Origin of the sequence: Stenotrophomonas acidaminiphila (assembly GCF_014109845.1) — a bacterium.
Lineage (GTDB): Bacteria > Pseudomonadota > Gammaproteobacteria > Xanthomonadales > Xanthomonadaceae > Stenotrophomonas > Stenotrophomonas acidaminiphila.
The window spans coordinates 969117-987456 of sequence record NZ_CP043567.1; the positions used below are offsets into that span (position 1 = coordinate 969117).

Sequence of the window (18340 nt, forward strand, 5' to 3'; positions counted from 1 at the left end):
GCTTCGCAGGAGCGAGTTACTTCTCTTTGCTCGTGCAAAGAGAAGTAACCAAGAGAAACACGCGCCGGACGCGATCCGACGCGGCTACGCCGCATCGGTTCCCTGCGCGCCTCGCGTGCCGAGGGGACGGCGCACAACTCGCTCCGCTCAGAAACGTGCGCCTCTTCGCCCCTCGTCCCGCTGCGGTGCTCGGCCCGCTCTACGGCGACAAGGGTCAAAAGCCGGGAGGCAAAAGCAAAATCACGGGCAACGGCAACGGCAACGGCAACGGCAACGGCAAAAGCCACAGCAAAAGCAACAGCAACAGCAACAGCAGTTCCTGCGGGTTCGGCCGCCGCAATGGGCGAATGCACCGCAATGACGGCAACAGCAGCCCACCCCGGGCCCGCCCATCGCGCCGGGTACGCAGGTGCCGGGATCCAGGCCGCCTGGCCGCCACGCAGGCTCACTTGCGCGGTGCCTCCACCTTGGCCAGCAGCGCGGTCAGCGCGTCGTCCGCCGACTGCCCCTCGATCTGCAGCTCCGGTGCCAGCTCGATGCGGTGCCGCAGGGCCGGCCTGGCGATCTCGCGTACGTCGTCGGGGGTGACGAAATCGCGCCCGGCCAAGACCGCCTGCGCGCGCGCCGCGCGTACCAGCGCCAGGCTGCCACGCGGGCCGGCCCCCAGCGCGATGCCCGGCCATTTGCGGGTAGCGGCGACGATGCGCACCGCGTAGTCGATCACCTGCGGGTCCACGATGATCGCCGCCACCGCCTGCTGCAGGGCCACCACGTCGGCGCCGCTCATCACCCGCGGCACCTGCGACAAGTCGAAATCGCTGGCGCTGCGGCCGGCGGTGATCGCCGCGACCATGCGCTTCTCGTCTTCCAGCTGCGGGTAATCGATCAGCACCTTGAGCAGGAACCGGTCCAGCTGCGCTTCCGGCAGCGGGTAGGTGCCTTCCTGCTCCACCGGGTTCTGCGTGGCCAGGGTCAGGAACGGCGGGGTGAGCGGGAACGCGCGGCCCTCGATGGTGACCTGGCCTTCCTGCATCACCTCCAGCAGCGCCGACTGGGTCTTGGCCGGGGCGCGGTTGATCTCGTCGGCCAGCAGCAGGTGGGTGAACACCGGGCCGCGGCGGATCTTGAAGCTCTCGGTCTTGGGGTCGTACACCGCATGGCCGCTGACGTCGCTGGGCATCAGGTCGGGGGTGAACTGCACGCGTGCGTAGTCCAGCTCCAGCGCCTGCGCCAGCGCGCGCACCAGCAGGGTCTTGCCGAGGCCGGGCACGCCTTCGATCAGCACGTGGCCGCCGGCCAGCAGTGCCACCAGGATCTGGTCCAGCACCTCGGCCTGGCCGATGAAGGCCTGGCCGACCGCGTCGCGCAGGCGTTCGACGCGTTCGATCAGTTCGACGTTGCCGGGGGCGGGCGCCGGGGTGGGGACATCGCCGGGCAGGGCGGGCGGAGCGGGCAGGTCGGTCATAACTGGTTTCTCATCTGGATGAGCAGGGCGATGCGTTCGCGCAGCGCGGCGTCGTCGCGTGACGGGGGCAGTTGCAGTGCCAGCCGCACCCGTTCGAGGGGCCAGCGCAGGTGGTCGGCGATGGCCTGCAGCTGGGCATCGCCGGCAAGCGCGGCGGCCAGCGGCGCGCGCCGCCGCAGGCGCGCCAGGAACGACTGGCGCACCGCGTCGTACAGCAGCGGCGACTTGCCGTAGCGGTGCAGGTGTTCGCCGCTGGCGCGCACGTGTTCAAGCAGCGAGCGGCGTTCCTGCCGCGGCGACGGCTGCAGCGGGCCGAAGCGCTGGGCGCGCATCCACAGCCACGCCAGCAGCGCCAGCAGCAGCGGCAGCCAGATCGGCCAGCCGCGTTGCAGCATGATGCGCCACAGCGACGGCGCTTCGGCGGCGTAGACCAGGTGCATGCGGCCCTTGCCGTAGTTGGGTGCGAGCACCAGCCGCGCCAGGTCGCGGTGCGGCAGCCCGCGCAGGCCGGTGTCCTGCGTATCGCGGCCGTTGCGCAGGAAATCCATGTCGGCCAGCACATCCACCCGGCCGCTGCCGTAGCGCAGCCGCGCGTAGGCGAGGGTGGCGTCGATGGCATCGCCCCAGCGCCGTTCGACGCGCGCGTGCTCGCCCAGGGTGAAGCGCGGGCCGGCGCAGAATTCCTGGTGCTCCTCCTGCCCCGGCACATGCCAGGGCTGGCAGCGCGGCGCTACCTTGCCCGGTGCGATGCCGAAACGGCCGAACAGCGTCTGCTCGCCATCCAGCGCCTCGTCGGCCGCGGGCATGCGCAGCAGCAGGTGGCCGCCGTACTCCACCCACTCCACCAGCTGCTCGACCTGCGCGGGCGTGAGCTGGCGCGGGTCGTCCAGCAGCAGCACGGTATCGCGTGGCTGCAGCTGCATGCCCGCCAGGTCCAGCGTGCGCCGCGTCTCGGCGTCCACGCCGTCGCGGCGCAGGGCCTCGCGCAGCGCGAACAGCGGGTTGAAGGTGGGTTCGCCGTAGGCCGGCAGCGTGGCCGGTTGGCATACGCGCTGGTGGCTGCGCAGGAACCACATCACCGCCAGCCCGGCCAGCAGCAGCACCGCCAGGGCGATCAGCGCATTGCGCACGCGTGCGCTCATGCCGGCCACCCGTACTGCTGGTGCAGCGCGTCGAGCAGTGCCTGGAACGCGTCATCCGACGGCACCCGGCCGGCATAGGCGGCGTACTGCCAGGTGCGCACCATGTGTGCGAACAGGCGCCGGTCCGCTTCCTGCGGCATGCGTCGTGCGGCGCGCAGGCACTGCGCTTCGGTGCTGCCCGGCGGCAACACGATGTCGGCGCGCTGCGCCAGTTCGTCCAGGCTGGCGCGGTACAGCAGCGCCAGCGCGTGCCGCGGCTTGCCGTCGTGCCACAGGCGGCGGGCGCTGGCGAGGATGTCCGGCGGCAAGGTGTCGGGCAGCTGCAGTGCGTGCGCGGTGACCTCCGATTCGGCCTCGCGGCGGCGGCGGCGCCCGCTGCCCCGCAGCCACGGCAGCCACCAGCGCGCGGTCAGCACCAGCACGAGCAGCAGCGCGCCGACCAGGATCCACAGGGCCGCTTCGCTGAGCAGGGCCAGCAGCTTGGCCACCGCGCCGAACAACTGGCCGCCAGGAAACTCCCGCGGCTGCGGCTTGTCCGCTTCCGCATTGCGGCGCTCCCAGCGGCAGACGGTGTGGCTGGCGCCCAGCTGCGGGTCGTCATAGGCGCGCGCGGCGGCCTGGCGGAAGCCGGCGGTATCGACCTGCGCGGCGCCGAACACATCCGCGGGCGTGGCGGCGGCCGTGGCCTGCGACCCACCCGTCTTGTGGTTGTCGTGTGCCGCCGGGGCCGCGGCGGTGGCATCCTGGGCATGCACCGGCGCCGCCAGCGGCAGCATGGCCAGCCCCATGACCATCACCAGCACCAGCGGCGCTGCCTGTGCCAGCCGCGCGCGCAGGCGGCGGAAGGCGATTTCCACGTCCCAGGCTTCCAGCTGGGTGCGGCGGTTGAGGTACAGGCCGAAGCCGGCGCCGCTGTAGAACGGGCCGATCAGCGTCATCGCGGCCCAGGCCAGCAGATTGAAGCCCAGCCACACCCACGCCGGGGTGTCGCTGCCGATCAGCGATACCGCCACGCGCAGCGACTCGGGCAGGGAATCCAGCGGCACGAACATGAACACCAGCGCGATGCCGGCCACCTGCAGCATCACTTCGAAATGCCAGCACACCAGCGTCAGCAGCGTGGCATGGCCATAGGCCGCACCCCCCAGCACGCGCCGCCGTTGCCGCCGCTGCGCGGCGTCGCCGCCTTCGAGCAGGTCCACCGGCATCAGCAGCGCACGCGCCGGGCTCAGCCGGCGCCACAGCAGGTAACCGGGCAGCGCGCGCACACCCCAGTGCATCTGCGCGCGCAGGGTCTGCACGGTACCGGGCACCGCACCGAACGCGCCGCGCGATATGACGTACAGCGGGATGCGCTCGAACACCGGCTTCAGCCACCACATCAGCAGTGCCGGCAGCCAGAAGGCATCCAGCCACCACCCACCCAGGTTGAGCAGCACGAACACCGGGCCGGTGAGCAGCAGCCACGGCGTCCAGATGGCCGCGGCGTGGCGCCGCACCAGCGCGGTGCCCAGCTCCATCGCCTCCCAGTGCGAGCGGGCGCGCAGCACCACGTCCAGCTGGTCAATGCGCATCGCCACCCCCGTGGCCGCCGCGCCACAGCCAGCCGAACACCAGCGCCCACAGCACGCCGGACACGGTGAACTTGCCCCAGGCCGGCACCGCGGCGATGGACGACCAGAACGCCTCGACGAACGCCGCCAGCAGCAGCATGAACGCCACCCCCAGGCACAGCCGCGCGCCGATCACCCCGCCTTCCACCAGCGCGTCGATGCGCCGCTTGCGGCCCGGCGCGATCAGCCGCAGCCCCAGCTGCAGGCCGGCGCCACCGGCAATGACAATCGCGGTCAGTTCCAGCGGCGCATGCCCGGCGACGAAACGCCAGAACGGGTCGCCGTAGCCCATGTGCTGCAGGTGGCCGGCCACCGCGCCGATGCCTATGCCGTTGGTCAACAGCACGTATATCGTACCGATGCCAGACAGCAGGCCGCTGGCGAAAGTGCGCAGGCCGATGCTGATGTTGTGCATGATGTAGTGGCCGAACATCGCCCAGTCGGTGCCGCTGTCGCGGGTGCGGCCCAGGTGCTCGGCGGACGGATCGTACGACTGTTCCATGTGCGCGATCTGCTGCGGGTCCAGCAGCAGGTGCACCAGTTCGGGCTTGTACTGCAGCAGCACGAACACGCCCACCAGCGGCAGCACGAACAGCGCGCAAGCCACCCACATGGCCGCGGCCTGGCTGCGCACCAGCTGCGGGAACCCGGCGAACAGGAACTCCAGCGCGCGCTGCCAGCGCGGCGGCGGCGCGCGGTACAGCAGGTTGTGGCCGCGCTGCATCAGCTGCTGCAGGCGCTCGACCAGCTGCGGGCTGTAGCCGCGGCGGCGCGCCAGCGCCAGCTGCTGGCACAGGCGCCGGTAGCGCTCGGGAATGGTCTCGTCGCCGGGCAGGTCCGGCGACGGCGTGTTGCGCGCCTTGCGCGCACTGCCACCCCGCTGCTGTAGCCAGTCCTCGAACTGGCGCCATTCGTGCTCGTGGCGGGTGACGAACTGTTCCTGCCTCATCGCCGCCCCAGCAGCCAGTTGGCCATCGCATACAGGCGCAGCACGCCGGTCTGCCCGCGTGCCCCGCTCAGGCCGCTGGCGATGTCGGCCAGCTCGTTCTGGCGCGGGCCCGACAGTGCCGGTGCGCGGTCGGCAAAGGCGATCACCGCCTGCTGTTCGGCCGGCTGCAGCGGCAGCGGCGGCGCCAGCACGCTGTCGATGCGCGCCGGTGGCACCGGTGCCGGCGCCGGCACGTGCACCACCAGGCTGCCGGCCACCAGGTCACCCAGCCGCCGCCCGTGCGGATCCCACAGGCAGGCCAGCAGGCCCAGTGCGTAGCCGAACGGCAGCATGTCCACGGTGCGCAGCAGGTTGCGCACGATCGCCGGTACCCAGCCCAGCGGCGCGCCGTCGCGCGCTACCACCCGCAGGCCCAGTGCGCGCTTGCCCAGGGTCTGCCCGAACCAGACTTCCAGCACGATGGGGTAGCCCCAGAACAGCAGGAACATCAGCCCCAGGTACAGGCCCTGGCCCAGCCCGCCCAGCGCCATCAGCAGCGGGCTCATCAGCCCCAGCACGCCAAACCGCACCATCAGGTCGATCAGCCACGCCAGCGCGCGCGGCACCGGGCCAGCCGCCGGCAACTGCAGCGGCACGCCTTCGGGCGTGATCACCTCGCGGTAGGTATCGAGCATGGGCGGCGCTGCGCTCAACGGCCGGGCGCCGCCGGTCGCGCGCAGGGTCGTGGGTTGTCGCAAACCCGGTATCCAAACCGGGCGGCTGCCGCTGGCATGCGTGTCTCGGTGGCGTCCTGTCAGCGGCTGACTTTACCCGCCGCCGCCGCCGATGCCCAGCCTGCGCCGGGCACCGTGGCGGCGCGCGCAGGTCAGCGCACCGTGCCCTTGTTGCGCTCGCCGAAGAACTTGCGTGCCACCCCGCCCAGCGCGATGGCGCCGATCAGCAGCAGCTTCCAGAACTTGGCGAAGACCAGGCCCAGCTTGGCGAACAACCCGGCCTTGGCCGCCAGCCCGCCGCCGATCAGCGTGGCCACGCCGTAGGCGGCGATCTTGTCGGTCTTGGGGTTGTGGTCGGCATAGCGCGCGCCCGGCTCGAACTCGGCCATCGGCAACAGCTTCTCCATGCCGCTGCGCACCAGCCCCAGCTCATTCATGCCCGACACCGCGTTGAGGCTCAGGTAGCCGTGGCGGCCCAGCACGCGGATGTCGTAATTGAGCACGTGGTTGGGCTGGCCGTTGAACGCCAGCTCCTTGGCCCAGTACAGCTTGTTGTTGCCGGCGTCGTAGCGCGGCGGCACCGCCCAGCCCACCAACTGCAGCGTGCCGTAGCCGGCCTTCTCGCGCTCGGGGTTGGCCGCTTCGGTCTGCTCCTGCATTTCGCGCAGCAGCTTGGCGTAATTCATCTTCGACGCATCCTCGTCGGACACGTAGCCGTCGTCCGAATAGGTCACCACCACCGCCCAGCTGTCGTCATCGGCCAGGCTGGGCGAACGCGGCACCACCAGCCCCAGCACGTCGGCGTCGGGCGGGTTGCCCCACAGGTCTTCCAGCACGCGCCGCGCATCGGCCTGGTCCAGGTACTGGAACTCCGGGCCCAGGTTGAAGCGCGCCTTGGCCGCGGGCACTTCGATGGTGCCGGAGCGGAAATGCAGCGACTGCACGAACGCGGCCGGGTCCGGAGCGTCCTGCGCGTCCTGTGCGTGGGCGGCCGGCGCAGCGGCGCAGAGCAGCGTTGCACCGGCCAGCAGGGCCAGCGCCATGGTTCTGATCGACATGAAATATTCCTTTCCCTGGAAAAAGGGCGTCCCCACGCCCGAGGCCGGCAGTGTGGGCCAAGCCCGGCCCGCGGGCAACGGCCAGCGCCGCCGATGCCCTGTAGCTGCGGGGCTTGCCCCGCAGGCTCCTTCAGCCCGCCATCCCCAGGTACTGGTCCTTCAACCGCACGTAGTGGTCCGCCGAATAGCGCAGCCCTTCGATGTCCTTCGCGCCCAACGTGCGCACCGGCCGCGCCGGGTTGCCCACCCACAACTCGCCGCGCGCCACCCGCTTGCCCGGGCCTACCACCGCGCCGGCGCCGATGAACGCCTCGTCCTCGATCACCGCGCCATCCAGTACGCACGCGCCCATGCCGATCAGGCAGTAATCGCCAATGCTGCACGCGTGGATGATGCAGCCATGCCCCACGGTCACGCCCTCGCCGATCAGCGTGGGGTAGCCGCCCTTGTTGTACGGGCTCTCGTGGCTGACATGGATGATGGTGCCGTCCTGCACGTTGGTGCGCGCGCCGATGCGCACATGGTTCACATCGCCCCTGATCACCGTGCCCGGCCACACCGACACGTCATCGCCCAGCACCACGTCGCCGATGATGGTGCAGGCGGGGTCGATGTAGACGCGCTGGCCGAGGGTGGGGGTTTTGTCTAGGAAGGAACGCAAGGCGGGCATGGCTGTGTCACGGACGAGAAAGGGCAATACGTTTGGCTAAGCGCTATGCAGCAAATCTTACGGCCTTGAAAACGGGATGTTCGGGGAACAGACGTGTGAAAAACTGTGGGGGATAAAACGCCCCAGTTGTCTTTCGCAAGTGATCAAGTGATATCGATCTCTCGAAGCGTGTGGTTTCTTCTAGCACTAGTACCACAGCCTGCGATGATTCGCTGTAGTAGTCGGAAAACTCCTGCTTCGTGACACCAGTGTCCTTCCCGAACCGTCGCCAAATGCTTGCTGGTGTCGCTGCGTGGACTTCCTTTACCTTCGCTTTGCCAACTACGGAACCAATTGGCAGCTTGGCGTATATCCAGACAGTCGTGCCTACACCAACATTCATAGGTCGTTTGCGAAGCTCAACACGCTTGCGCCCCGATAGGATGTTCTCGGCATGCCGGGGTTCAAGAGAAATTAAAATGTGCTGAGCTTCAGTCATCGGAAAAGCCTTCAAGAAGGATGTTGGTCAGTTGGTCGTTGGTGATAGGGTTTGTCGTAATTAGCTGGTTAGGATTTCCACACCCTAGTAGCTGGAGTTGGGCTAGCGTCACTGGCTTTTTTAAAGGGAAGATGTTGTCGATGACACTCACCGCCTTGATTTCAGCTTGACCTATCTGGTCTAACGTTTCTGGCCGGAGCACAGACGACTGGAGATCAGATAGCAGGAGTGCGTCTCGTCTCCTGAGATAGGATTCCACGATACGTGCTACAGCGACGATGGCTTGCTGTCCGCCACCCTTTGAGGATTCATAGAACAGCATCAGCGCACCCCGTTGCAAGTGCTTTAGTGAACGTGGATCACACAGGTAGTGCCTAGCTGCGTAAAGGGATGCTGAGTGCGCTGGAAGCAATGATGCTTGACGGGAGTGGCCGAGCAAAGGCTCGGCAAATCGCCGTTCAATTGGGCTTATGACCGCAGGACGATCAGCGAGGCAGAGCAGCACTGGAGAAAGCAGTGTCTCTAGCAAGTCCAAGGGGAGATAGCGTCGGTTGCCATCGGGTGAATAGATTTCTATGGCTTGACTGGCACTCACGAAGCTAGGTTGAGCCTCTGGCAACTTCAGTCCACAAAGTCGAGCGATCTCTGAGCGGTATGTCTTCCATGTTGAACCGGTTAGCACATATCCCGCGATCATTTTGACCAAAGGGGAGTGCTTGTGGGCAGCACGAAAGCCCAATGAAAGCGCAACTTCACGAAGGTGGGACTGGTGGGTCGGTAGCGTCAATGAAACGATGCAGGGACTGTGGTTGTCCATATGCTGGATGATGTGGCGCAGCAGTTCCCGAGCTACGTTGGAAGCCTCCGCATGCGTCTCATCGATTGCTGCATGTGCTGGGTACTTAGCTCCCTCTGTGATCATGGGCCACGTGATATAGCCAACGCAGCTTTCTCCACAGTGCACGACGGTCTGATGTGTGGCTCGCCGAAGGCCATCCGGTGTTAGCCAACTGTGAGTGATAGTTCCATTCGAAAGTCCGCATTGGCGGAGCAATCGTCGAACTTCTTGGGTGTCACCACTCTCCATCGCGCGCGTGATGAGCTGCGATTCCGATACGGTTTGGACAGACACTCCCTCGGTCCACTGTTGCTCTTGGTGCTCGAAGGCTTCTGGTGAAAGAACTTGAATTCCGTAGGTCTCCTGAAGTGTGCCAGCGGCTTGAAGCATCGCGATCTCGCTGGTTATGAAGCCGCTAAGCTTCTGATTGATAGCTATCGCGAGGTGCTTCAGGTCAGATTTGTCATTGATAGAAAGTTGCCCATTTCGAGACTGTGCTGGGAAGACAATCAACGCAAGATCTGAAATCAGCGTACACATTTCGTCGTCCGCAAAATCCGGCAGGAACTCAGGTAGTGTCGCGACCAGCTCGATCATTGGATCGGTGCGGCCCTGCTCTGGTTGATGCCGGCGCAACTCGTTCCGTATTTCGCTACTTATGCCCAGTCGACATGTGCCTTCGTTGCAAGCGCGAAAGAGGTTAATCGCTGTCGCGTGGCGAAGACGACGGGGTTGCAGGTCGAAAAGGACATTGAGATCGATAAGGTATAGCGGTGGTTCACCGGTTACTTGCGCCTGCAGCCCTAATGGGTCTTGTACAGCAGTACTAAGCCCACTAGGTGGAAATAGCTGAGGCGACTCAAGTTCTAATACACGAACAGCTATCCGGCGCTTGCGAGCTGCGCTACCAGGGGCTATGCGCTGTTGATAGAAATTCTGTGCCGACCAGAAGGCGGTGGCATCCGCAAGATCTTCAGCTACTCGCGCGTATATGGCGACGAAATTGTGTCGAGTGAGTGCTTCTTTTAGGGTGGCTAAGAGCCGGGACGCTACGCCCAGACGTCGGCTGTTCGTGTCACAGAACATCTGCAGAATATTGGCGCGCGGGTACCGTAGGTCAAAGAGCAGGTGTCCTGCATAGACTGGCTTTCCGTCGACTAGACGAGTTGCTACGTAAAGTTGTTCGCGCCTGGCAAAATCGACATAGACGTTGGCTGGGAAGAACCCCAGCGCCAAAGTCTGAGCATCGGCCGCTCTACGGACGTCTTGCACGAAGGGAGCAACGTCGTCCCGTGATGTATGAATCATCAAGGTCCCTGACTTCATTTATCCACCATCCTTTGGATACCTTTCGCCGAACTACTGCCGAGCATCGTTCTCAATGGGGTGGAGCGCGATGTGGGCGAATTGTACGAACAACGCGGGCTCATAGCTAAGCTTCGATCAGCGGTATGACAGATAGGCCTCCGGTGGCGGGGTCCGTGAGTTTGATTGCCTTCAACAATGCAGTGAGGAAGGGTTCCCTTTTCGGCCATATGGGAGAAGTCTGATTGACATCCCGAAGGGTTCGATAGCACCATCAACCCGCTGCGGCAAACTCCGCAGCCGGGTTTGACAGCCTGAAACCACAAGGCGCACCAGCGCCCATCTTCGATGCCGGCGCTTTTCTTCTGCCCGGTATTCGGCATGGGCGAAGCTGCCAGTTCGACGGCGGGCGGTGTGCGGAGGCCGAAAGGCCTGCCGGTTCCTTGTGGCCGGTCTGTCAACCGCGCACCGTCCGCCACCCTCGATTGACAGCAAGGCGGCGGATTCCCTATCGCACAAGGAGTCCGACATGAGCCGTACCAAGGAAGTCACACGCGTTTCCACCGTTGCGTCCAACCGCACCCCATCCAGGCACGAGGCATGCACGCCGCGGATGATCGATTCCGTGCCGATCCCGGAGTTGTTCTCGCCCCCGTTGCCCATGCCGCCCGCTTCCGGCGGCTGGGCGCGCATGCCCAGGCGCTGCACGATGGGCTATCTGTACTACGACGAGCGCCGGGGCCAGCAGGTCGTCGGCCGGGCCGTGCCCAAGCTGCGCCTGTCCGGCCGTTGGCTGGAACGTTGCGGCTTTGCCGTGGGCGACGTGTTGCAGGTGACGGCGGGTAACGGGTTGTTGTTGATAAGCCGCAGCACGAACGAAGAGTGAGCGGTGCCGCGCTGCGGCTGTTCAACGGTTGATGGCCGCCGCAGTGCGCTCTCCGCAGTCATGAAAAAGAAGAAGCCCGCTTGCGCGGGCTTCTTCTTGGGTAACGCAGTCAGGTGCATGACGCGAAGGCGTTGCGCAGGAGATCAAACGCCTTCTGCTCAACCAACGCCCTGCACCACACGCGCACTCACGCCACCTTTCCGCGCCGCGCCCGCTCCAGGTGCACCAGCAGCAGCGAGATCGCGGCCGGGGTCATGCCGGGGATGCGCTGGGCCTGGCCGATGGTCTGCGGGCGCACGCGTTCGAGTTTCTGCAGCACTTCGGCGGAGAGGCCGCGCACGGCGGCGAAGTCGAAGCCTTCGGCAATGGCGGTGTTCTCGTGGCGCTGCTGGCGTTCGATCTCTTCGCGCTGGCGGTCCAGGTAGCCGGCGTACTTGACGCTGATTTCCACCTGTTCGGCCACGCGCGCATCGTCCACGCCGGGGCCGAGCGAGGGCACCTGCATGAGCTTGGCGTAGTCCAGTTCCGGGCGTTTGATCAAGTCGAGCACGTTGGTTTCGCGGCTCACCGCCACGCCGGTGGTTTCATGCACCTCGCGGCCCAACGCGTTGGCGGGGGTGGCCCACAGGCCGCGCAGGCGCGCGCTTTCGCTGGCCACGGCGGCCTGCTTGGTTTCGAACGCGTGCCAGCGGCGGTCGTCGACCAGGCCCAGCTCGCGGCCGGTGGGGGTCAGGCGCGCGTCGGCGTTGTCCTCGCGCAGTTGCAGCCGGTATTCGGCGCGGCTGGTGAACATGCGGTAGGGCTCGCTGGTGCCGTGGGTGATCAGGTCGTCCACCAGCACGCCGATGTAGGCCTCGTCGCGGCGCGGGCACCAGCCCTGGCGGCCCTGCACGAACAGCGCGGCGTTGATGCCGGCCAGCAGGCCCTGCGCGCCGGCTTCCTCGTAGCCGGTGGTGCCGTTGATCTGGCCGGCGAAGAACAGGCCGGCCACCTGGCGGGTTTCCAGCGTGTTCTTGAGCCCACGCGGGTCGAAGAAGTCGTATTCGATGGCGTAGCCGGGGCGGGTGATGTGCGCGTGTTCGAAGCCGCGGATGCTGCGCACCAGTTCCAGCTGCACGTCGAACGGCAGCGAGGTGGAAATGCCGTTGGGGTAGATCTCCACCACGTCCAGGCCTTCGGGTTCGACGAAGATCTGGTGGCTGTCCTTTTCGGCGAAGCGCACCACCTTGTCCTCGATGGACGGGCAGTAGCGCGGGCCGATGCCTTCGATCTGGCCGCTGTACAGCGGCGAGCGGTGCAGCGCGTTGCGGATCACCTCGTGGGTGCGCTCGCTGGTGTGAGTGATCCAGCAGCTCACCTGGCGCGGGTGTTCGGCCACGTTGCCCAGGTAGGACATCACCGGCAGCGGGTCGTCGCCGGGCTGTTCGTCCATGACGCTGTAGTCGAGCGAGCGGCCGTCGATGCGTGGCGGGGTGCCGGTCTTGAGCCGGTCGATGGCGAACGGGCGCTCGCGCAGGCGCGCGGCCAGGGTGGTGGCCGGCGGGTCACCCATGCGCCCGGCGGTGTACTGGGTTTCGCCGATGTGGATCTTGCCGGCCAGGAAGGTGCCGGCGGTGAGCACCACGGCCGGCGCATGGAAGGTCAGCCCGGTCTGGGTGATGGCGCCGCGCACGGCGTCGCCTTCGATGATGAGGTCGTCCACCGCGGCCTGGAACACGGTCAGGTTGGGCTGCGATTCGACGATGCGGCGGATCGCCATGCGGTACAGGTTGCGGTCGGCCTGGCAGCGGGTGGCGCGCACTGCCGGGCCCTTGGAGGCGTTGAGCGTGCGCCACTGGATGCCGGCCAGGTCGGCGGCGTGGGCCATGGCCCCGCCCAGCGCGTCGATCTCCTTGACCAGGTGGCCCTTGCCGATGCCGCCGATGGCCGGGTTGCAGCTCATCGCGCCCACGGTTTCCACGTTGTGGGTCAGCAGCAGGGTGCGGGCGCCGCCGCGCGCCGCGGCCAGGGCGGCCTCGGTGCCGGCGTGGCCGCCGCCGATGACGATGACGTCGTAACGATGGAAGGAGTCGGTCATGAAAGGGGTGCGGGCTGGAAGTGTGAAATCCGTCGGTGGCCGGTAGGGGAAGGCCGCGGCGACGGGCTGGTGATTTTACCGCCAATGCCCGGTGGGCACCGCCGGCGGCCTAAAGTTGGCACGCAAAGTGCAGTTAACGTCATCGCACCCGGTGTGGCATGCGACATGGGCGCAGTGGCTGGAATTGGAACAGGGGCCAGCCGAAGCGCATACCGGGGAAGCATGGGGCCGGCAGTCGGGGGACTGCCGGCCCTTGTTCTTTCCGGAGCCCGCGTTGCGTCCGCGGTCGCTGGCCCTGCCGTTATTGCCCGTGCGTTGCCCCGGTGCGCAATGCGTCATGCCGATGGCTGCATCCGTGCGGCTGCGGCGGTGGCGCCTGGCGATGCCGTGAAAGACGAAGCCCCGGCATGGCCGGGGCTTGTCGTTTTAGGTGCCGATGCCCGACAGGGCCGGAACAGGGGGGATCCAGATTTCCTGTGCGGACATCGACATGGAAGCGGTCGATGTGCGATTGCGGTTTGCGTCAGTTATGGACGCTTTCGGTCACTCGGCCCCACAAGATTGCCTGGTTTTTCCCCAAATGCAAGGGTTTCAGGGTTCCTGCTGCTGCACCGTACGCGGACCACGGGGTTGTGACGGCGGTCGGGCCGGTGCGGGGCGCTGCATCATCGGCCGCGGCGCGCCGCTGGCCTGGGGAGATGGCATCGCGCGCGGCATCTGGGCCTGCGGGCGCGGTTGCGGGCGCTGCAGGCGGTCCATGTCGCGCCAGGGCGATTTGCCGCCGCCGTCCACCGGCGGGCGGGGGCGCGGCGGGCGTCCGTTGCCGTCGCCATCACCGGGCCGTGGCGGGCGGTGGCCGCCATCGCCGTTGCCGTGGCCCGGCGGCGGACGATGTCCGTTGCCGTCATGGCCGCCGTGCGGGGGGCGTGGCCGGTACGGCGGGCGGTAGACCGGGTACGGGTAGCGGTAGTCGTAATAGCCGTAGCTGCCATAGCCACCGTAGCCGTAGGGGCCAGCGCCGTAGGCGCCGTAGGGATAGCCGTACGGGTAGGTGCGCTGCACCGACGTCGCGCCGCGGTAATAGCCGCCCGCGCCGCCGTCGACATAGTCGTAGGTGGCGCAGCCGGACAGGCCGAGCAGCAGGCCGGCCGAAAGGATCAGGCGCTTTTTCATGACAGTCCCCCTGTTGGGTGCGCAGCCAGCTTCGGGCCCGCGCATTGAATCGGTCCTTAACCCTGCGGGCAGGGCTGAATGCAGGTGCAGCGATGGCATGAGATGGTCCGGCACCGGGGGCCTACGTTAACCTTTCCCCATGGTTGAACTCACCCTGCCAGGGCCGGCCGACGTGCTGGCCGCCGCGGCCCGTATCGCGGCCCATGCCACGGTCACGCCGGTTCTGCGTTCGCGTGCCCTGGACGCGCTGTCCGGCGCGCACCTGCATTTCAAGGCCGAGCACCTGCAGCGGGGCGGCGCCTTCAAGTTCCGCGGCGCATGCAACGCGGTATGGGCGCTGGACGAGGCGCAGGCGCGCCACGGCGTGGTGACGCACTCGTCCGGCAACCATGGCGCGGCGCTGGCGCTGGCGGCGCAGTCGCGCGGCATCCCCTGCCACGTGGTGGTGCCCGAGGGCGCGGTGGCGGCCAAGCTGGCCAACATCGCCCGCCATGGCGCGACCCTGTGGCGCTGCGCGCCGACCCAGGCCGCGCGCGAGGCCGAGTGCGCACGGGTGCAGCGCGATACCGGCGCGGTGCTGGTGCATCCGTATGCCGACGCACGGGTGATTGCCGGCCAGGGCACGGCCACGCTGGAACTGCTGCGCCAGGCCGGCACGGCGCTGGACGTGGTGGTGGTGCCGGCCGGTGGCGGTGGGCTGGCCTCCGGCACCCTGCTGGCCCTGCAGCAGGCGGCGCCGGGCTGCGAGCTGGTACTGGCCGAACCCGCCGGTGCGGCGGACGCCGCGCGGTCGCTGGAAGCGGGCCGGCGGCTGGTGGATTTCGTGCCCGATACCGTCTGCGACGGCCTGCGTGGCGCGCTGGGCGAGCCCAATTTCGCGCTGCTGCACGGCAAGGCCACCGCCATCACCGTGGACGATGCCGCCACCGTGGCGGCGATGCGCCTGCTGTGGCAGGTGCTCAAGCAGGTGGTGGAGCCGTCCTCGGCCACGGTGCTGGCGGCGGTGCTGGCGCAGCCGGCGCGCTTTGCCGGGCGCAACGTGGGGCTGGTGCTGTCCGGCGGCAACGTCGACCTGGACGCGCTGCCGTGGATGGGCGCATGAGCCGCCGGCGCACCCGCCTGTTCGACTGGCTGTGGCGCCTGTGCGTGCTGCTGCTGCTGTGGCTGCTGGGCGTGGCGGCGTGGATCATCTGGGTGGGCGACCGCGACCAGGCCGCGCCGTCCGATGCGATCATCGTGCTGGGCGCGGCGGCCTACGACGCCAAGCCGTCGCCGGTGTTCGAGGAGCGCATCCGCCACGGCCTGGACCTGTACCGGCAGGGGCTGGCGCCGAAGCTGATCTTCACCGGCGGTTTCGGCGGCGCCACCGCGCGCTTTTCCGAATCGCAGGTCGCGCGCCGCTACGCGCTCAAGCAGCAGATCCCGGCGCAGGACATCCTGATCGAAAGCCGCTCGCGCACCACCCGCCAGAACCTGGTCGAGGCCAAGCGGCTGATGGACGCCCATGGCATGCGCCGCGCCATCCTGGTGAGCGATCCGCTGCACATGGCGCGCGCGCTGCGCCTGTCCAGGGAGCTGGGCATCGACGCGCTGGCCTCGTCCACCCCGAGCACGCGTTTCCGCAGCTTCCACACCAGCTGGCGGTTCCTGGCGCAGGAAATCTATTTCTTCCACCGCGACCTGTTCGCCGGCGGCGCCTGAGCGGCGCCATCGCCCCTTCCCCGCGAGAGACCCCATGAGCCACGACGTTTCCCCCGCCCGGCAGCAGGCCATCGACCTGGTCAGCGGCTACTACGATGCCTTCAACCGCGGCGACTGGGCCGGCATGCTGGAGCGCCTGGACGACGACGTGGCGCATGACCTCAACCAGGGCGCGCGCGAAAGCGGGCGCGAGGCATTCGCCGCGTTCCTGCGGCGCATGGAGGCCAGTTACCGCGAGCAGCTGCGCGAGGTGGTGGTGATGGCCAGCGCCGACGGCAGCCGCGCCGCGGCCGAGTACGTGGTGCATGGCGAGTACCACCACACCGACGAAGGCCTGCCGCCGGCCAACGGCCAGCGCTACGTACTGCCCGGCGGTGCGTTCTTCGATATCCACGATGGCCGCATCGCGCGGGTCAGCAACTACTACAACCTGCAGGACTGGATCGCCCAGGTCGGCGGCTGAGGCCCGGGCCGGGCCTGCCGCGGCGGCGCATTGCCGGCGCCGCCGCGCGCTGCGCGGTCAGGGGTTCTGCGGCCTGCGCCGGATCGGAATGGCCGATACCGGCACCGCGGCGACGTCATGGCCGTGCTCGCGGATGGGGGCGCCCGGTTCCGGCGCCCAGGCATGGGCGTAGATGACTTCCCAGCTGCTGGGCAGCTTGCCATCGGCCCGGCGCAGCGGCTCGTAGGCCGCCTGCGCGGCGTTGAAGCGGCTGCGCCCGGTGAGGGTGTGGCGGCGCCCGCTCAGCGCGTTGGTGGCGCCGATGGCCCTGAGCTCGCGCATCAGCGCCGGCAGGTCGTCGTAGGTGAGGGTGAACAGGTCGCGGTCCAACACCGGGTCGCGGAAGCCGGCCATCATCAGCGCGTCGCCGAACTGCGCGATCTGCACGAAGCGGCTTACGTGCGGGGTGTCGTCGGCCTGGGCGAACGCCTCGCGCAGTTCCACCAGCGTTTCCGGGCCGAAAGTGGAGCACACCAGCAGGCCGCCGGGCTTGAGCACGCGGCGGAAGCCGGCAAACACCGACGGCAGGTCTTCCACCCATTGCAGGCACAGGTTGCTGAAGATCACGTCCACGCTGTTGTCGGCCAGCGGCAGCGCCCGCGCGTCGGCGCACACGCGCGAGAACGGGCGCCACCAGCCGGCCTGCTTCCTGGCTTCGGCCAGCATCGGCAGGGCCAGGTCCAGCGCGATCACCTGCGCCTTGGGCCAGCGCTTCTTCATCGCCGCGGTCGAGTGCGCCGGGCCGCTGCCCACGTCCAGCACCACCTGCGGCTGCCGCTCTTCCAGGTAATCGAGCGATTCCAGCAGGCGTTTGCCGACCTCCTGCTGCAGCACGGCGGCGGCGTGGTAGCTGGAGGCGGCACGCGAGAAGGCGCGGCGGACGTGCTTGGAGTCGAACAGGGAAGGCATGGCGGATACGCAGGGTGCGGCGATGAAGGGGGTCAGCGGTAGCGGGCGCGGGTGCCCATGATCGGCGATGGGCCGGTGCGGAGGCTCACGTGCAGGCTGCAACGAAGCGTTGCAGGCGCCCGGCGACGTCGTCGGCATGGCCGAGGAACGGCGCGTGCCCGCCGCCGTCGATGGTGTGGGCGGTGTGCAGGCCGGCCGCTGCCAGCGCCGCGGCGCGGTGCAGGGCGTTGGGCGGCACCAGGCGGTCGCGCTGGCCGCCGATCCACAGGCCGGGCGTGCGCAGGCCGGGCAGGGCGCCGCGCAGGTCGCTGCGGTCCAGCAGCGCCAGGCCCTCGTGCAGGGCGCGCGGTGCCGGTTCGCCGCGCTCGACCAGGGCTTCGCGCAGGGTGCGCAGTTCGCTGCGCGCGTGCTGCGAACCCATTACGTCCAGCGCCAGGAAGCGCTCCAGGGTGCCGTGGTAGTCCTGTTCCAGGTCGCGGCCGAACTGTTCGAACACGCTGCGCTCCACCGCGTCGGGCCAGTCGTTGTCGCGCACGAAGCGCGGCGTGGCGGCGAGCATCGCCAGCCCGCGCACCTGCGGCAGCGTGGCCGCGGCGTGCAGTGCCACCAGCCCGCCCAGCGACCAGCCGCACCACACCGCCGGCGGCGTGGCCGCGGCGATGGCGTTGACCAGGTAGGGCAGGCGCAGCGGGGTGTCGTCGTCGCGGCTGAAGCCGTGGCCGGGCAGGTCCACCACGTGCAGTTGGAAGTGCGGCGCCAGGCGCTGCACCAGCGGCGCGAAGATGCCGCCATGCAGCGCCCAGCCGTGGATCAGGACCAGTGCCGGGCCGGTGCCGGTGACATGAATGTGCATGCGTGGAC

General features: G+C 68.0%; 17 protein-coding genes. 4 read left to right on the forward strand and 13 right to left on the reverse strand.

The window, feature by feature from the left end; translation table 11 throughout:
- Positions 1–445 precede the first annotated feature (445 nt).
- From F0P95_RS04480 to F0P95_RS04520, 9 genes are all read right to left on the reverse strand, one after another.
- The gene (locus F0P95_RS04480; protein WP_232528770.1) at positions 446–1465 is read right to left on the reverse strand and encodes an AAA family ATPase; all 1020 of its coding nucleotides are present in this window, start codon (positions 1463–1465) and stop codon (positions 446–448) included.
- Positions 1462–2607, reverse strand: a complete 1146-nt coding sequence (locus tag F0P95_RS04485) for a DUF4350 domain-containing protein (RefSeq protein ID WP_182335840.1) — start codon at positions 2605–2607, stop codon at positions 1462–1464. The genes F0P95_RS04480 and F0P95_RS04485 overlap by 4 nt, the downstream gene beginning before the upstream one ends.
- Positions 2604–4181 (reverse strand): DUF4129 domain-containing protein, encoded by a 1578-nt coding sequence (locus tag F0P95_RS04490; RefSeq protein ID WP_182335841.1) that lies wholly within the window; start codon positions 4179–4181, stop codon positions 2604–2606. Before F0P95_RS04490 ends, F0P95_RS04485 begins: the two co-directional genes overlap by 4 nt.
- Positions 4171–5169, reverse strand: coding sequence for a stage II sporulation protein M (locus tag F0P95_RS04495; RefSeq protein ID WP_182335842.1), 999 nt, complete (start codon positions 5167–5169; stop codon positions 4171–4173). The genes F0P95_RS04490 and F0P95_RS04495 overlap by 11 nt, the downstream gene beginning before the upstream one ends.
- Entirely contained in the window at positions 5166–5843 is a 678-nt protein-coding gene (locus F0P95_RS04500; protein ID WP_104940069.1) for an RDD family protein, read from the reverse strand. The genes F0P95_RS04495 and F0P95_RS04500 overlap by 4 nt, the downstream gene beginning before the upstream one ends.
- 191 nt (positions 5844–6034) lie before the next feature.
- On the reverse strand, positions 6035–6940 hold the full coding sequence (locus tag F0P95_RS04505; RefSeq protein ID WP_182335843.1) for a DUF2167 domain-containing protein: 906 nt from the start codon (positions 6938–6940) through the stop codon (positions 6035–6037).
- A gap of 130 nt (positions 6941–7070) precedes the next feature.
- Positions 7071–7610, reverse strand: coding sequence for a gamma carbonic anhydrase family protein (locus tag F0P95_RS04510; RefSeq protein ID WP_182335844.1), 540 nt, complete (start codon positions 7608–7610; stop codon positions 7071–7073).
- Between the two features lie 43 nt (positions 7611–7653).
- A complete protein-coding gene (locus tag F0P95_RS04515; RefSeq protein ID WP_182335845.1) occupies positions 7654–8088 on the reverse strand; it encodes an ASCH domain-containing protein in 435 nt (144 codons plus the stop codon).
- Positions 8081–10252, reverse strand: coding sequence for a GNAT family N-acetyltransferase (locus tag F0P95_RS04520; RefSeq protein WP_182335846.1), 2172 nt, complete (start codon positions 10250–10252; stop codon positions 8081–8083). Before F0P95_RS04520 ends, F0P95_RS04515 begins: the two co-directional genes overlap by 8 nt.
- Positions 10253–10760: 508 nt before the next feature.
- On the opposite strand from F0P95_RS04520, the gene F0P95_RS17470 reads away from it, so the two are divergent.
- The gene (locus F0P95_RS17470) at positions 10761–11117 is read left to right on the forward strand and encodes a SymE family type I addiction module toxin (RefSeq protein ID WP_232528778.1); all 357 of its coding nucleotides are present in this window, start codon (positions 10761–10763) and stop codon (positions 11115–11117) included.
- A 187-nt stretch (positions 11118–11304) separates the two neighbouring features.
- Here F0P95_RS17470 and mnmG read toward each other — a convergent pair whose 3' ends face one another.
- Together mnmG and F0P95_RS04535 are read right to left on the reverse strand one after the other, a co-directional pair.
- A complete protein-coding gene (mnmG, locus tag F0P95_RS04530; RefSeq protein ID WP_182335847.1) occupies positions 11305–13194 on the reverse strand; it encodes a tRNA uridine-5-carboxymethylaminomethyl(34) synthesis enzyme MnmG in 1890 nt (629 codons plus the stop codon).
- Between the two features lie 591 nt (positions 13195–13785).
- On the reverse strand, positions 13786–14367 hold the full coding sequence (locus F0P95_RS04535) for a hypothetical protein (protein ID WP_182335848.1): 582 nt from the start codon (positions 14365–14367) through the stop codon (positions 13786–13788).
- 139 nt (positions 14368–14506) lie between these two features.
- Here F0P95_RS04535 and F0P95_RS04540 point away from each other — a divergent pair, with 139 nt between their 5' ends.
- Genes F0P95_RS04540 through F0P95_RS04550 form a run of 3 tightly spaced genes read left to right on the forward strand, consistent with a single transcriptional unit; the run spans position 14507 to position 16531 of the window.
- Entirely contained in the window at positions 14507–15469 is a 963-nt protein-coding gene (locus tag F0P95_RS04540; RefSeq protein WP_182335849.1) for a pyridoxal-phosphate dependent enzyme, read from the forward strand.
- Positions 15466–16068, forward strand: a complete 603-nt coding sequence (locus tag F0P95_RS04545) for a YdcF family protein (RefSeq protein WP_182335850.1) — start codon at positions 15466–15468, stop codon at positions 16066–16068. Before F0P95_RS04540 ends, F0P95_RS04545 begins: the two co-directional genes overlap by 4 nt.
- A 34-nt stretch (positions 16069–16102) precedes the next feature.
- A complete protein-coding gene (locus F0P95_RS04550) occupies positions 16103–16531 on the forward strand; it encodes a ketosteroid isomerase-related protein (protein WP_182335851.1) in 429 nt (142 codons plus the stop codon).
- A 57-nt stretch (positions 16532–16588) separates the two neighbouring features.
- On the opposite strand, the gene bioC is transcribed toward F0P95_RS04550, so the two are convergent.
- Both bioC and bioH read right to left on the reverse strand, forming a co-directional pair.
- Positions 16589–17479, reverse strand: a complete 891-nt coding sequence (gene bioC, locus F0P95_RS04555) for a malonyl-ACP O-methyltransferase BioC (protein WP_182335852.1) — start codon at positions 17477–17479, stop codon at positions 16589–16591.
- A gap of 85 nt (positions 17480–17564) precedes the next feature.
- On the reverse strand, positions 17565–18332 hold the full coding sequence (bioH, locus tag F0P95_RS04560; RefSeq protein ID WP_182335853.1) for a pimeloyl-ACP methyl ester esterase BioH: 768 nt from the start codon (positions 18330–18332) through the stop codon (positions 17565–17567).
- Positions 18333–18340 lie beyond the last annotated feature (8 nt).